General features: G+C 60.7%; 19 protein-coding genes. 11 read left to right on the top strand and 8 right to left on the bottom strand.

Features of this window, described 5'->3' with window-relative positions:
* Positions 1-139 precede the first annotated feature (139 nt).
* The 3 genes from BGE01nite_RS11160 to rlmN all read left to right on the top strand — a co-directional run bounded on the left by BGE01nite_RS11160 (position 140) and on the right by rlmN (position 2418).
* On the top strand, positions 140-598 hold the full coding sequence (locus tag BGE01nite_RS11160; RefSeq protein ID WP_146850539.1) for a hypothetical protein: 459 nt from the start codon (positions 140-142) through the stop codon (positions 596-598).
* A gap of 41 nt (positions 599-639) precedes the next feature.
* The gene (locus tag BGE01nite_RS11165; protein ID WP_146850540.1) at positions 640-1245 is read left to right on the top strand and encodes a DNA-3-methyladenine glycosylase I; all 606 of its coding nucleotides are present in this window, start codon (positions 640-642) and stop codon (positions 1243-1245) included.
* An 87-nt stretch (positions 1246-1332) separates the two neighbouring features.
* Entirely contained in the window at positions 1333-2418 is a 1086-nt protein-coding gene (gene rlmN / locus BGE01nite_RS11170; RefSeq protein WP_146850541.1) for a dual-specificity RNA methyltransferase RlmN, read from the top strand.
* A 49-nt stretch (positions 2419-2467) separates the two neighbouring features.
* On the opposite strand, the gene BGE01nite_RS11175 is transcribed toward rlmN, so the two are convergent.
* The 3 genes from BGE01nite_RS11175 to BGE01nite_RS11185 form a co-directional block, all read right to left on the bottom strand.
* Positions 2468-2770: a carboxymuconolactone decarboxylase family protein gene (locus BGE01nite_RS11175; protein WP_146850542.1), complete on the bottom strand. Its 303-nt coding sequence runs from the start codon at positions 2768-2770 to the stop codon at positions 2468-2470.
* Positions 2771-2804: 34 nt separating this feature from the next.
* Positions 2805-3674: a class I SAM-dependent methyltransferase gene (locus tag BGE01nite_RS11180; RefSeq protein WP_170266729.1), complete on the bottom strand. Its 870-nt coding sequence runs from the start codon at positions 3672-3674 to the stop codon at positions 2805-2807.
* A gap of 88 nt (positions 3675-3762) precedes the next feature.
* Positions 3763-4632 (bottom strand): AraC family transcriptional regulator, encoded by an 870-nt coding sequence (locus tag BGE01nite_RS11185; RefSeq protein ID WP_146850543.1) that lies wholly within the window; start codon positions 4630-4632, stop codon positions 3763-3765.
* A gap of 122 nt (positions 4633-4754) precedes the next feature.
* On the opposite strand from BGE01nite_RS11185, the gene BGE01nite_RS11190 reads away from it, so the two are divergent.
* Entirely contained in the window at positions 4755-5219 is a 465-nt protein-coding gene (locus BGE01nite_RS11190; RefSeq protein ID WP_146850544.1) for a cupin domain-containing protein, read from the top strand.
* A 6-nt stretch (positions 5220-5225) separates the two neighbouring features.
* Here BGE01nite_RS11190 and BGE01nite_RS11195 read toward each other — a convergent pair whose 3' ends face one another.
* Both BGE01nite_RS11195 and BGE01nite_RS11200 read right to left on the bottom strand, forming a co-directional pair.
* Positions 5226-6089, bottom strand: coding sequence for an aspartyl/asparaginyl beta-hydroxylase domain-containing protein (locus BGE01nite_RS11195; RefSeq protein ID WP_218032958.1), 864 nt, complete (start codon positions 6087-6089; stop codon positions 5226-5228).
* 62 nt (positions 6090-6151) lie between these two features.
* Positions 6152-6613: a DUF5069 domain-containing protein gene (locus BGE01nite_RS11200; protein WP_146850545.1), complete on the bottom strand. Its 462-nt coding sequence runs from the start codon at positions 6611-6613 to the stop codon at positions 6152-6154.
* 78 nt (positions 6614-6691) lie between these two features.
* Here BGE01nite_RS11200 and BGE01nite_RS11205 point away from each other — a divergent pair, with 78 nt between their 5' ends.
* Complete coding sequence (locus BGE01nite_RS11205) at positions 6692-7165, top strand: cupin domain-containing protein (RefSeq protein ID WP_146850546.1); 474 nt, start codon at positions 6692-6694, stop codon at positions 7163-7165.
* A 97-nt stretch (positions 7166-7262) separates the two neighbouring features.
* On the opposite strand, the gene BGE01nite_RS11210 is transcribed toward BGE01nite_RS11205, so the two are convergent.
* Positions 7263-8018 carry a 3-oxoacyl-ACP reductase family protein gene (locus BGE01nite_RS11210; protein ID WP_146850547.1) on the bottom strand — a complete coding sequence of 252 codons (756 nt, stop codon included), beginning with the start codon at positions 8016-8018 and terminating at the stop codon, positions 7263-7265.
* A gap of 114 nt (positions 8019-8132) precedes the next feature.
* On the opposite strand from BGE01nite_RS11210, the gene BGE01nite_RS11215 reads away from it, so the two are divergent.
* Both BGE01nite_RS11215 and BGE01nite_RS11220 read left to right on the top strand, forming a co-directional pair.
* On the top strand, positions 8133-9074 hold the full coding sequence (locus BGE01nite_RS11215; RefSeq protein ID WP_246145705.1) for a LysR family transcriptional regulator: 942 nt from the start codon (positions 8133-8135) through the stop codon (positions 9072-9074).
* A gap of 50 nt (positions 9075-9124) precedes the next feature.
* Entirely contained in the window at positions 9125-9463 is a 339-nt protein-coding gene (locus BGE01nite_RS11220; RefSeq protein ID WP_146850548.1) for a hypothetical protein, read from the top strand.
* 12 nt (positions 9464-9475) lie between these two features.
* On the opposite strand, the gene BGE01nite_RS11225 is transcribed toward BGE01nite_RS11220, so the two are convergent.
* The gene (locus BGE01nite_RS11225; RefSeq protein ID WP_146850549.1) at positions 9476-9985 is read right to left on the bottom strand and encodes a response regulator; all 510 of its coding nucleotides are present in this window, start codon (positions 9983-9985) and stop codon (positions 9476-9478) included.
* 96 nt (positions 9986-10081) lie between these two features.
* On the opposite strand from BGE01nite_RS11225, the gene BGE01nite_RS11230 reads away from it, so the two are divergent.
* The 4 genes from BGE01nite_RS11230 to BGE01nite_RS11245 are packed head-to-tail and all read left to right on the top strand — an operon-like array spanning position 10082 to position 12204.
* Positions 10082-10771, top strand: coding sequence for a MotA/TolQ/ExbB proton channel family protein (locus tag BGE01nite_RS11230; protein WP_146850550.1), 690 nt, complete (start codon positions 10082-10084; stop codon positions 10769-10771).
* Positions 10772-10793: 22 nt separating this feature from the next.
* Positions 10794-11213, top strand: a complete 420-nt coding sequence (locus tag BGE01nite_RS11235) for an ExbD/TolR family protein (protein ID WP_146850551.1) — start codon at positions 10794-10796, stop codon at positions 11211-11213.
* Complete coding sequence (locus BGE01nite_RS11240) at positions 11210-11965, top strand: hypothetical protein (protein WP_146850552.1); 756 nt, start codon at positions 11210-11212, stop codon at positions 11963-11965. The genes BGE01nite_RS11235 and BGE01nite_RS11240 overlap by 4 nt, the downstream gene beginning before the upstream one ends.
* A complete protein-coding gene (locus BGE01nite_RS11245) occupies positions 11962-12204 on the top strand; it encodes a hypothetical protein (protein ID WP_146850553.1) in 243 nt (80 codons plus the stop codon). Before BGE01nite_RS11240 ends, BGE01nite_RS11245 begins: the two co-directional genes overlap by 4 nt.
* A 10-nt stretch (positions 12205-12214) precedes the next feature.
* On the opposite strand, the gene BGE01nite_RS11250 is transcribed toward BGE01nite_RS11245, so the two are convergent.
* On the bottom strand, positions 12215-12358 hold the full coding sequence (locus tag BGE01nite_RS11250) for a DAK2 domain-containing protein (RefSeq protein ID WP_308741214.1): 144 nt from the start codon (positions 12356-12358) through the stop codon (positions 12215-12217).
* Between the last annotated feature and the right edge of the window lie 26 nt (positions 12359-12384).

Consider the following 12384-nt stretch of genomic DNA (forward strand, 5'->3'; position numbering starts at 1 on the left):
GAGAGCGCGGACGGTCAAAAGGCAAAACAATCGCGCTCCGACATGACGCTCCTACGATTTCGAGGTCACCTGCGATGCGCGTGAATGAGATTGATTGCACCATTCTGCTAAGACAGACTGGCAAGCGCAGACTCATCCTATGAACCCGCCCCCTGCCGAATCTGCCCCCTACTGGCTGCCGTTCGCCATCGTGGGCGGCTTTCTCATCGTCTTCCCCACCATCTGGTGCTTCGTCGTGTGGCTGCTCAGCCACATGGGCGGATGGCAGGCTCTGACACCACGCTACGCCAGTGGCAGCCGTCCCGTCGCCGGCACACGCCACAGCGGTCTGACCGGCATGGTCGGAGGCGTGAGCTACCGTAGCACTTTGACTGCACACCTTGATACTGATGGCTTCTTCATCGAGGTCATGCCGCTCTTCAAAATCGGCCATCCTCGCCTGTTCATCCCATGGCCGGACATCAGCGACCGCAAGCAGCGTCAAGTTCTCTGGTGGAAGGCCGAGGTCCTCAGCATCGGTCAGCCCGTGATCACCACGATCGCCCTGCCATCGGCTTTGCTGGAAGCCCAAGATCTCTCGGCAGGGCGAGCAGCCTAACCAAAGGTGATCGAGCAACTCTCATCCTCTTCCCGATCCTCATGAGCAAGACCTACATCGCCGATGACGGCAAAGAGCGTTGCCACTGGTGCAGTTCCGCCCCGGAGTTCCCTGCCTATCATGACAAGGAGTGGGGTTTCCCTGTCGCAGACGATCATCGGCTGTTTGAAAAACTCAGTTTGGAAGGCTTTCAGTCCGGGCTGAGCTGGCGCACCATCCTGACCAAGCGCGAAAATTTCCGCACTGCTTTTCACCTCTTCGACTTTGACCGCGTGGCCAGCTTCACAGAAAAGGATGTCGCACGCCTGTTGCAGGATGCGGGCATCATCCGTCATCGGGGCAAGATTGAAGCTGTCATCAACAATGCTCGCCGCGCCCAGGAGCTCGTAAAGCAGGAAGGCTCACTCGCTGCCTACATCTGGAGCCACGAGCCTGATGACAAGAAACAAGCGGAGCCGCAATCAGCCTCCACCTCGGCCGAATCAATCGCTCTCTCCAAAGATCTGAAGAAGCGCGGATGGAAGTTCGTCGGCCCAACCACCGTGTATGCCTTCATGCAGGCCATGGGCCTCATCAACGACCATGCCGAGGGCTGCATCATCCGAGCCAAGGCAGAGAAGGCGCGCAAAGCATTCAAGCGACCTTGATCGCGAGTTATTCGGATAGCGCCATGGTCATCACGACGGTGATTCGTCCTCGACGAGTCACCAGAGCTTGTTAGTGAATAGCTGCCGATGCCTTCACCCACCACCTCGCCACGCCCCCTCGCAGACCTTTCTGCCGAGGAACTGGCGGCGTGGATGCAGGAGCATGGCTTCAATACCTATCATGCCCCACGCCTGCTCAGGCAGGTGTATGAGGTCAGCGCCACGTCAAACAAGGACCGCATGCCGGCGGGTCTCGAAGACTTGGTGAAGTCCAAGTTCGCTCTGGATGCCGCCAGCCTCGCCATGCGCCAGGTGTCTGAAGACGGCACCACGAAGCTCCTGCTCCGCCTCAGTGACGGGCGCACGGTCGAGTCCGTGCTCATGCCAGACTATCATCCCGAGCGTGCCGCAGGCTGCATCTCCAGCCAGGTGGGCTGCGCCATGGGTTGTGACTTCTGTGCCACCACCCAGACCGGTTTTGAACGCAATCTTAGTTCGGGCGAAATCGTGGAGCAGTTCATCCGCCTGCGCCGCGAGGCACGCTCCGCAGGCCGCACGCTGCGCACCATCGTCTTCATGGGCATGGGCGAGCCCATGCTGAACCTTAAAAATGTCATCGCCGCCGTGAGACGCATCGCGGATCCCGCGCTCGGTGCGCTTGGCTGGAGACAGGTCACCGTATCCACAGTCGGCATCGTTCCCGGCATTGAGGAGCTTCGTAAAGCTGACCTCGGTGTGCACCTCGCCTTGTCCCTGCATGCGCCTGATGATGTCACGCGCGCGGATCTGCTGCCGATGGGCAAACGCTTTGACGTGAGAGATGTGCTGGAGGCCGTGGACCGCTATCAGGAGAGCAGTGGCCGCATCACCACCATCCAGTATTGCCTGCTCGATGGCGTGAACGATTCTCTCGCCCAGGCCCGCGACCTTTCACGCCTGCTTGAGGGCCGTCGCATGCATGTGAATCTGCTGCGCTACAATGCCACCGGCCTGAGCCTGCGCGGCCGTTCCTATGCCCCCAGCTCCATGGAGCAGACGGAAGCCTTCCTCGCCGAGCTACGTGCCCACGGCACCGTGGCCCATCTACGCCGTGCACGCGGACCGGACATCGATGCTGCCTGCGGTCAGTTGAGGAAGCGCGAAGTGGCTCAAAGGCAGTCTCTGTCAGTGTGAAGATGAAAGCGGACGAGCAGGATTTCTGCATCGTCCGCTTCAGCATCGATCAACCAAGAGCATGCGTGGCATGGGTGATCGCACCGCCGGCACGCAGCGCCGCCGCCACGATGGTCGCTTCCACGATCTCCGTGTCAGTCGCACCCGCCTTGCGCGCATTCGCACTGTGGATGTCGATGCAGTACGGACACTGTGTGGTCACAGCCACCGCCACGGCGATGAGCTCCTTGTATTTCACGGGGATCTCTCCCTCGGCGAGCGCCAGTTTGTCGAAAGCCCAGAAGGCCTTCATGGCCTCCGGTGCAGCCTCGTTCATGGTCTTGATCTTGGTCAGATTTTCTTTGTTGTACATAGGATGTGTTTTTTGAATTTGAGGTTGTTTTTAGTTAGGCCTTGGAGGCCGTGATGTGCAGGTATTCAGCAGCCACTTCTGTGGTGCCGGGCTCGGTGGAGCGGTTGTACTCGGTCTGGAGCTTCACCAGGTCCTCCCGCAGCGCGGGCCTGTCTGAGGCAGGCAGAGACTCAAAAGCGCGCAGCGTGGGACCGTAGTATTGGCGGAAGAAGTCCACCGTCTCCGCAGGTGGGAACGGATAGCGCATTGCGGCCATGTGGCGCATCACGCGCAGATCTGTGAAGCCCTGGCTGAGCAGCTCGCGCACATTCGCTTCCCTGCCCCATTCCATGGGCGATGGCACACCCGCAGGTGGCGGTGGCAGATGCGCCTTGAAGATGGCGAACATTTTCCCCAGGAAGCCCTCCGGCGTCCAGTTGGCCAGGGCAATCAAGCCGCCCGGCTTGGTCACACGCAGGAGTTCTGCGGCGGCCACCTTCGGACGCGGCGCAAACATGACGCCAAACATGCTCACGGTGAGATCGAAGCTATTATCGGCAAAAGGCAGCGCCTCGGCATCCGCCTCCTGGTATTCGATGCTCAGACCTTCCGCAGCCGAGCGCTCACGGGCTTGGGTGATCAGGTTTGCTGCGACGTCAATGCCACTCACGGAGCATCCACGCCGTGCGGCAATCATGGCCAGATTGCCTGAGCCGCAGGCCACATCCAGCACCTTCATGCCGGGTCGCAGTGGCTGCCGCGCCATGAACTCCTCGGCGACGTTTTCAATCGTGCGAGCGATCTGCCCGAAGTCGCCGGACTCCCAGGTGATCTTTTGCCGGGCCTTGATGACTTCGATGTTGGGGATCGAAACGGTGTCTGTGCGTGTCTCTGACTTATTCGGTTGGGGGGTTAGTGTTTGCATGGGTTGTTCGGTCGTTAAACCGAGCTCACCCTAGCGAATCCTCATTCCGCCTGCTTTGCCCTGCGGCTCAATCTTTTGACTGTGCGGTTCAGACCGTGGCCTTTTCCTGCCGATAGGTCAGCGGCGGCACTCCGAAGCGGGTTTTGAAGACACGGCTGAAGTGCGAGACATGCTCGAATCCGCTTTCAAACGTCACCTCCGTGATGTTGAGCGGGGAGGTGCGCAGCAGCTTCGCAGCATGATCCAGCCGCCGCTGCAGCAGCCACTTTCCTGGAGGCTCCTGGTAGTGCGCCTGAAACTCGCGCTTGAAGGTGGACAGGCTGCGGTGGCAGAGCTTCGCATACTCTTCTAACGAAAGATTAAACCGGAAATTCGCCTCCATGATCTCCGCGATGGACGGCGCATCACGGGTGCCCGTGGTGCAGAAGTAGGCTGCCAGCTCGGTGTTGGTCCTGCTGGTCAGCACACTGATGACCAGTTCCTTCAGCTTGTGCCTCATCAGCGGCTCCGGCGGCGTCTCATCTCCAGCGAGATAAGTCCGCATGGACTGGAAGAGCGCCGCCAGCGTCACATCGTTCTCCACACGCAGCGCCGTCTTGACCGGTGTGCGACTGGCGGCATGGAGCCCGAGTGCCTCGACCACTTCACGCACCGTGCTCCGCATGAGCGCATCTGGAATGAAGAGCATCAGGAGGCACACATCCTCCTCAAAGTGCTGCTCCGTGATGGTGGCGCCTTTCTTGAAAAACAAGGTGTCTCCTGGACTCGCCTTCCAGATGCCATCTGAAGTGTACCAGGTCTTCTTTCCCGTGACGACATGCACCAGATAGTCTGCCTCCGTCCAGTTCTCCAGCATCTTCTGGTCCGTGCCGCAGGTGAACTCCGCGAACAAGAAGTCGCCGATCACGAGCTTGCTGTAGCTCGGATTGTCGCGCACGGCTTGGTAAAGATTCAGCATGTCGAATCCCGGGTGAAGGCCGCCATCATAGCGCTGCCATGAAAATGTCGACAAATGGTTGAGTGACCTTTCCTGTCCGAACCTTGCACCGCGCCAACCCGGTGGCAGTTTGGCCTCCGATCATGAATCCCATCCAAGGCTACCACCTCATCACGCCGCAGGACCTTTTCTGGCGGAAGTCGAACCTCATGAAGATCCCGAATGCGGACTATCTGGAGCGCACGGGCAGTGAGAACCTCAGTGCCCGCCTCTGGCGAATGCCGCCGAAGAGCGCCAGCACCCTGCACAAGCATATCCGTCAGGAGGAGTTTTATTTCGTGCTCGAAGGCACCGGCCGGATCCGCGTGGGCGAGGACACACTCACTGTCCCGAAATACGGCGCCGTGATGGTCGGCCCAGATCAGATCCGCCAGACATTCAATGACACGGAAGAAGAAGTGCTCTGGCTCATCGTCGGCGCGCCGGAGGAACTGGAACTGCTGCCCACGGCTCCGGTCAAACCCGACCTGTCCGTGATCTATCCCGTGGAACCTACCCAATTGCCGAAAGAGCTCGCAGGCGTGGAATGGCCACCGAAGGATGCCTGACGCGCATCAGCTATCCTTCGCCGTCAGCGCCCAGAACTTCTTCTCACTCGCCTTCTGCCGGCCTTTTGCCTCACGCAGAAAGGGCGCGAGGGCGCTGAGGTTCATAAGCCAGTTGTTGATAACATTCAGCGGCCAGCGCAGAGGCCGGGCGAAGTCGACAAAGAGCACCACGCGATAGCCATCCGTGTCATTCCACACTTCATGGTTATACGTGTCATCGAAGATGAGGCACTTGCCTTCCTGCCAGGCATGAAACTGATCCGCCACACGGATGCGGCACTGATGCGCCGGCTCCGGCACCTGCAGCCCCAGATGCATGCGCAGCACACCTGCCCAAGGTCCGCGATGATGCGGGATGTGCTTGCGCGGTGAGAGGATGGAAAAGAAGGCCGTGCTGCATGCCGGAATCTTCTCCAGCACCTTCATCGTCTCCGGGCAGCGCCGTGCATTCTCCTCACAGTCCATGCCGACTCCACGCAGAAAAAAGGTCTTCCACTGATCATCCTGTTGGATCGTCGCCACTTCCTTGATGATGTCCTGAAAGCTCGGCATCGCATCACGATACTTCATCACGCTGTCCAGCTCCGCGCGCACCTTGTGCCAGTCTGCTTCCACTCCACTGACCCAGGGAAAATTCTTCGCCTCAAACACCGGCATGTCTCCCACGGCGGAGAACTTCACCAAGATGCCCTCCAGGATGTTCTGAATCCCATTCATCAGCTTCTGCGAGAGCGTGTTGCTGAAGGTATGATGCGTGCGGTCGTAGTCCGACTGGGATTTTACCTCGTAGCCGCGCGGCGGACTGGCAGGAACAGAAACAGCGGACGGCGAATACGGGATCGAGGTCATCACGGAGGTGGACGTATGCATGACGGTGTCAACCTATTCGTCCCGCCTGCCCGCTTTGGCCTTATGTCCTGCCTCACAGGCAGTCAGATCCCCTCCCAGGCACGATCCGCCACCGGATCACGTCCTTCATCATATTCGATGTGATCGATCAGCGTCTCAATGGGTTTGCCCGTGAGACCGCTGTCCAAAATACGCTGCGGCAGCACAGCGGAGCGTTCATCACGCCAGCCGAGCTTCGCAATGAACCGGTTCCACACATGGCACTCCTCATCCGTGCGCTCTTTACCACCCGTATGCACCCAGGCCAGGATCTCCTCATCACTGCCGCCTTGCAGAGTGCGCTCCCGGACCTGCGCATACGGCACGCCGAGGAAACGGCAGCAGCGGCCATCCAGCGTGTAGAACTGCGCATCGCCAAGCTGGGCATGGTAATCCTCAGGAAGCTGGCCGACAGCATGCAGGCGGATCTTGTCCAGCATACGCCCAAAGTAGATGAGGCGGCCAGTTTTGGCGTAGACACTGCGGAGACCTGGGACGTGGGGCATGCGCCCAGCCTGCGCGTTTGCCACGACTAGACAACAACACTTGCGAGAAAAAGACGGCGCAGTAAATCGCACCTCGTCATGAATCCCCCGCCCTTTCTTCTCCCCTCCATCACGACTCCAGGTTCGGGCAAGGTCCTCAGCGCGCTCGGCGACGAGGTCACCGTGCTGCTGAGTGGCGAGCAGACCGGCGGCGCCTTTACCATGGTGCAGGTGGTCACACCACCCGGCGGCGGACCACCTCCGCACTGGCACACGAAGGAAGACGAATGGTTCCTCATTCAAGAAGGCCGCGCGGAGTTCTGGATGGATGGCGTCTGGAAGGAAGTGCCCGCAGGCACCGCCGCCTTCCTGCCTCGCGGCTCCAGGCACACCTACCGCAATTGTGGCGACACACCGCTGCGCATGATCGTCCACGCCGCACCTGCCGGCTTCGAGGTGTTCTTTGAGCGCATCGCTGAAGCCTTCCATCAGCCCGGCGGCCCTCACATGCCGCGCATTCTCGAGATCAGCACCGAGCACGGCATCTTCTACGTGCCGCCGGAGACTGAGTGAAAGCGATGATGGATGGCCCACGATCTGCCAGCGGTTTTGAACCGGTTGCAAGATCGCCAGCCACCCATCACCATTCAGAACAACTCAGCCTTGTTGGTTAGGCAGAAAAACCACCGTCGATCATCAGGCTGGCACCCGTGACGAAAGCCGCCTCGGGACCGGCAATGTAGGAAACCATGGCGGCGACCTCGTCAGCATGGCCGTAGCGTGGCAGGGCCATGAGAGCCTTCAGGCTTTCGGCAAAGGGGCCGCTTTCAGGATTCATGTCGGTATCGATCGGGCCGGGCTGCACGTTGTTCACCGTGATGCCACGGGGGCCGAGGTCACGGGAAAGGCCTTTGGTGAGACCGACGATGGCCGCCTTGGTCATGGCATAGACCCCGCCACCAACAAACGGCATGCGCTCCGCATTCGTGCTGCCGATGGTGATGATACGACCACCTTCCGTCATGTGCTTCGCGGCTTCTTGTGAAGCCACAAACACGCCACGCACATTGATGGCCACCGAGCGGTCGAAGTCCTCGAGCTTGAACTCATTCAAAGGAGCCACGGCGAGGTAGGCGGCGTTGTTCACCAGGATGTCGATGCTGCCAAAGGCCTTGATTGTCTCGGCAACGGCCTGCACGACCTCGGAAGCCTCAGCCGCATCAGATTTGATGGCTAGAGCACGACCTCCGGCTGCCTCGATGGCCTTGACCACTTCATCCGCCTTGCTGGCAGATGAGGCATAGGTGAAGGCCACAGCGGCACCTTCTGCCGCAAGGCGCTTGGCGATGGCCGCGCCAATGCCACGGGATCCGCCGGTGATGAGAGCTGTCTTGCCTTTGAATTTTTCGGTGTTGAGCGTTTTCATGATGTTCTGGGAGTTCGTTGTTGGGGTGGACCTGTTGTCCGTCTGGGGATGCAGTAGTCTGTGTCGCAGTTTCTGCCCAATACCTCCTTCCTTGCGCAGCCATGCTTTTAAAGCATGATGAACTCAGACATGGAACTCCGGCATCTTCGATACTTCACCGCCGTGGCGGAGGCACTGAACTTCACCAAGGCCGCCGCGCGTTTGAAGATCGCCCAGCCCGCGCTCAGCCGGCAGGTGCAGGATCTGGAGGACGAGATCGGTGTGGACCTTCTCAAGCGCAGCCCGCGAGGTGTCACGCTGACTGCCGAGGGCAAACTCTTCCTGGAGGAAGCCCGGGACACGCTCAAGCGCGTCGAGGATGCCGTCCTGAAGGTTCGCGCCCTGGCCCGTGGTGAATATGGCGAACTACAAATTGGTTACGCACCTTCACCGAGTCTGGAACTCCTCCCACCTGCGCTCTCCGCCTTCCGCGCCGCCGCCCCCTCGGTGAAAGTGGTGCTGCATGATCTGGCGGGAGATGAGCTCACCTCAGGATTGCATGATGGCTCGCTGGAGCTCGCGGTGATGATCCAGCCCAGCCTGGAATCTGGTGCGGGGCTGGAGTTTGAAGAGCTGCGGCGCTATCCTTTTTATGTCGCCATGCCCGCTGGGCATCCGCTTTCTAAACTGAAAACAGTCACGGTAGAAAGGCTGGCCGAGGAAGCTCTGGTGGCATTTCGACGCCTCGACTACTCGGAATACTACCGCATCCTCGACAGCATCTACCCGCCGCCAGGACCTCGCCCACGCATCGCCGTCGAGTGTGATGGCGTGAGTTCCTTGATCACGGAGATCGAGATTGGCAAAGGTGTCGGACTCGTCAGCGAGATCTTTCAGCGCGCCGCCGGCAAGCGGCTGGTCTACCGCCGACTCTCCAACTGCCAGGAGTTCCATCGTGTCGGCATCGCCCGTTCCATCAAAGGTGACGTCACGCCTGCCGGGGAGAGGTTTTGTGAGATCCTGCGGAAGGTCAGCAAATCTGGCACCAGCAAGTCCGCCAGACCTGGAAGCGTTTGACTCCCGACGGAGGGTCGGCCTATCCTGGAGCACAACTCAAGCTCATCCCCATGAAACTCCCGTTTCGATTCGTGCTGCTCGTAGTCCTCACCTGTCTCCAGGCTCTCTCATCTCTTTATGGGATCAATCCGGACGACCAGCCGCGCATGCGGAAAGCGATCGAGCATCTGGAGGCTGCCAAGACCGCCGAAAAGCCTCTCGCCAGCCTTCAAGCCGCCCGCAAGACCCTGGCCAATGCCAGGCCCAACAAGGAAGGCGAGCGCATCGATGCCCTGGGCGAGGTCAAAGAGGCCATCGCTTATGCCACCACCGGGGACAAACCGAAGATGATTGAGAAGATCGACAAGGCCCTTGGCAAGATCAGGTCTGGCATCGCCCGGTCCCGCTGAGGCGGCCTGGCTTCAGAAAAGCGGAGGCAGGCTCCCCCGGCCCGGAGCCTCTGGCAGCAGCCCGGCCGTGAGGCTGAGCAGGGCGTCCAGTTTAGGCGGGTAGGAGAGGATCCCACGCAGGCGGACATCCCGCTGATGGGCCGCAAGGGCATTACCATCCTCCGGACGGGCCAAAAAGATCACCGGAGGAGCCGTGTGACTGCCGCGGTGGGTCAGCGGGTAGGCCTTGGAGATAAGACGGTCCAGCATCATCCCGCTCATATCCGGCAGGGGGATGGCCAGGATGAACAGGTGGTAGGGTCGGGACAAAGCCAGCTCAAAGGCCCGCTCCGCCGTAGGCGAATCATCCACCTCGCAGTGCCGGAAGGAGGTCAGGGCCTCCCGGATCACCCGACGATAGGGCAGGCTCTCCTCGGCGAGGAGAACCCGGGTGGGCGGAGTGCTGGAGGCAGGAAGGCTCAAAATATTATCATCCAGATGGATGAAGGCTGGACTTGTGGCGTTTTTTGGAATTCTTATCAAGAGGCATCCATCTTGCTCATGGTGAAGACGTCGCGCTGGCCCGGCCAGGACTCCTTCAGCATTTTCTGACCCCTTTCCCCTGTTTCTTACCCGACCATGACCGAACTGATTTCCAAAGGCGGACCCCTCGTGTGGCTGCTGATGGCTTGCCTGGGCTTTGCCACGGCCATCTTTTTGGAGCGCCTGGCCTACTTCCACCGCGCCAGCATGAACGTAGGCGAGTTCCTCGCCGGTCTCGCTGCCCTGATCCGCCGTAAAAACTACGCTGAGGCCCTCCAGGAGTGCGTGGCCACCCGCGTGCCTGCCGGCCGGGTCATCCACGCCGCCCTCCTCCGCCACCACTCCCCCCGCGAGCAGCTGAAGGAGATCGTCCAGGAAGCCGGTCAGCTCGAGGTTCCCCGCCTGGAGCGTTACCTCGCCATCTTGAATGCCATCGCCCATGCCGGTCCCCTCATCGGCCTCCTGGGGACCGTCATCGGCCTGCTGGACAGCTTTACAAACCTCTCCAGCGCCAACGGCATCACCACCCACGCCGAAGTGGCCCGTGGGGTGTATCAGAGCCTCGTCACCTCCGCTCTCGGTCTGGTGGTGGCCATCCCTGCCTATCTCTTCTTCGCCTTCCTGAGCGCCCGGTCCCGCTCCATCATGCATGACCTGGAGCGCGCTGGCGTGGAAATCGTGAACCTGATCGAGGACGCGAAGTCTGCGGACAACATCGTCGAGTTCCGCCAGCCTGCCGCTGACGAGGCCACCGGGCGTGTTCGCCCGCGCAAGGCGCAGTCTTGAAGCCCCGCACCTTTGCCGCGCCATGAAGCTTGAGAGCCACCTGCCCAAGCAGAGCCCCTGGCTCTACATCACGCCGTTGCTGAACGCCATTCTTCTGCTGCTGGTGTATTTCCTCTTTAGCAGCGGCTTTGTGGTCCAGTCCGGCATCACCGTGGAGATGCCCCGTTCCAGCAGCCGCCTGACCGGCTTTGACCGCGCCCACATTGTGACCATCGCGGGAGGTGAGAGCGCCGCCATGTACTTCGATGGCAAGCTGGTGACCTGGGACGAGCTCCGCGCTACGCTGGAAAAGCTTCGCAGCGGCGAGCGTCGAATCCTCCTGCATGCCGACCGCTTTGCCCCCACCGGCAAGTTCACAGAGGTCAGCAGCCTCGCCATGGAAATGGGGTATGAGGTGGCCCTCTCCACCACCCCCACCCAGCCCGCCACCGCGCAGCGATGAAAAAGGCGCGTTCACCCGAATCCGCCCTGGTTTTTGACTGGCATCGCCGGGAGGCGCGCGGCCCCTGGCTCCTGGCCTTCTTCCTCCTCACGGCTGGAGGCATCGGCTCCCTCTTCATCATTTTTCGCATCATCACGCCGGAGACGCCGAAGATCACCTCCCGCCCGCAGCAGATGATCGTGCTGAATCCGGACGTCCCTGCGGAGCGCGCCCTCATCCATCGCGCGCAGGATCGCAGCTTCACCCTGGTGCCCTCAGACTCCCCCGTGAGCCAGAGCCTGCCTCCCGCAGCCAAGCTTCCAGAATTCCAGCCCGCCATCCGCTCCTTCGAGATGAAGCTCAAATCCGCCGGCAGCCAGATCGCCACGAACGATCACAACAGCCTCATGGAGCAGGACTTCCTGGATGCCCTGCCTCCGCTGCCCGCTCTCGCGCCCAAAGTCCCGCGGAAGACCTCTCCGCCCAGCGTACTCAAAGCCCTGGTGGAGGAGCAGGGCGCGCGCGCGCTGCTTTCCGGCGCAGATCTGAAGGACATCCCGCTCATGGATCCCACCAAGCCGCGTTTCCGGGTCGCCATCGGCTCCCTGGGAGAGGTCGTGATGGCCCTGCCCGTGTCCTCCTCTGAAGACCCCGCTATCATGGTGAAGCTGCACTCCGCCATGACCCAGCTCCGCTTCCAGCCTGCGCCGGAGAAAAAGGATGTCGAATGGGCGGAAGTCAGCTTCGCCTGGAAGAAGGAGGCCGCGCCATGATCCGCGTCGGCCTCAGCGAATTGATCGTCATCGTCATGCTCATCGGCGTCTGCCTTGTGGTGACACTGTGGATATGGACCCTTTGGCGTGATCGCCGCCGCGAGGTGCATCGCCGCCGCATCGCCATCCAGTGCCGCATCTGCAACTGCACCTATGCGCTGCCGAAAAAATCCCCGCTGGTCTCCAACTGCCCCTCATGTGGCAGCAAAAACCAGCGCGGCGCCCTGGAACCGATCTAAAAGCTTTTGGTTAGGCCGTGATGTAGTCCACAAACGCACCGATGATCACGGTGACGGACATCCCGCCCGCGTCTGGGAAACCAAGACAGCCTTCACCCAGCGTCTTAGCACGACCGAACTTGGCGATCATGCTCTTGCTGGCTTCCAGACTGATCTTGGTGGTTTGGGAGCACTATATAA

It is taken from the genome of Prosthecobacter gellanilyticus (genome assembly GCF_007992435.1).
Classification (GTDB): domain Bacteria; phylum Verrucomicrobiota; class Verrucomicrobiia; order Verrucomicrobiales; family Verrucomicrobiaceae; genus Prosthecobacter; species Prosthecobacter gellanilyticus.

Bases quoted from the DNA above. Each gene is read 5' to 3' on its own strand.
- BGE01nite_RS11160 (WP_146850539.1), top strand. From the start codon at position 140: ATGAACCCGCCCCCTGCCGAATCTGCCCCCTACTGGCTGCCGTTCGCC.
- BGE01nite_RS11165 (WP_146850540.1), top strand. From the start codon at position 640: ATGAGCAAGACCTACATCGCCGATGACGGCAAAGAGCGTTGCCACTGG.
- rlmN (WP_146850541.1), top strand. From the start codon at position 1,333: ATGCCTTCACCCACCACCTCGCCACGCCCCCTCGCAGACCTTTCTGCC.
- BGE01nite_RS11175 (WP_146850542.1), bottom strand. From the start codon at position 2,770: ATGTACAACAAAGAAAATCTGACCAAGATCAAGACCATGAACGAGGCT.
- BGE01nite_RS11180 (WP_170266729.1), bottom strand. From the start codon at position 3,674: ATGCAAACACTAACCCCCCAACCGAATAAGTCAGAGACACGCACAGAC.
- BGE01nite_RS11185 (WP_146850543.1), bottom strand. From the start codon at position 4,632: ATGCTGAATCTTTACCAAGCCGTGCGCGACAATCCGAGCTACAGCAAG.
- BGE01nite_RS11190 (WP_146850544.1), top strand. From the start codon at position 4,755: ATGAATCCCATCCAAGGCTACCACCTCATCACGCCGCAGGACCTTTTC.
- BGE01nite_RS11195 (WP_218032958.1), bottom strand. From the start codon at position 6,089: ATGCATACGTCCACCTCCGTGATGACCTCGATCCCGTATTCGCCGTCC.
- BGE01nite_RS11200 (WP_146850545.1), bottom strand. From the start codon at position 6,613: ATGCCCCACGTCCCAGGTCTCCGCAGTGTCTACGCCAAAACTGGCCGC.
- BGE01nite_RS11205 (WP_146850546.1), top strand. From the start codon at position 6,692: ATGAATCCCCCGCCCTTTCTTCTCCCCTCCATCACGACTCCAGGTTCG.
- BGE01nite_RS11210 (WP_146850547.1), bottom strand. From the start codon at position 8,018: ATGAAAACGCTCAACACCGAAAAATTCAAAGGCAAGACAGCTCTCATC.
- BGE01nite_RS11215 (WP_246145705.1), top strand. From the start codon at position 8,133: ATGATGAACTCAGACATGGAACTCCGGCATCTTCGATACTTCACCGCC.
- BGE01nite_RS11220 (WP_146850548.1), top strand. From the start codon at position 9,125: ATGAAACTCCCGTTTCGATTCGTGCTGCTCGTAGTCCTCACCTGTCTC.
- BGE01nite_RS11230 (WP_146850550.1), top strand. From the start codon at position 10,082: ATGACCGAACTGATTTCCAAAGGCGGACCCCTCGTGTGGCTGCTGATG.
- BGE01nite_RS11235 (WP_146850551.1), top strand. From the start codon at position 10,794: ATGAAGCTTGAGAGCCACCTGCCCAAGCAGAGCCCCTGGCTCTACATC.
- BGE01nite_RS11240 (WP_146850552.1), top strand. From the start codon at position 11,210: ATGAAAAAGGCGCGTTCACCCGAATCCGCCCTGGTTTTTGACTGGCAT.
- BGE01nite_RS11245 (WP_146850553.1), top strand. From the start codon at position 11,962: ATGATCCGCGTCGGCCTCAGCGAATTGATCGTCATCGTCATGCTCATC.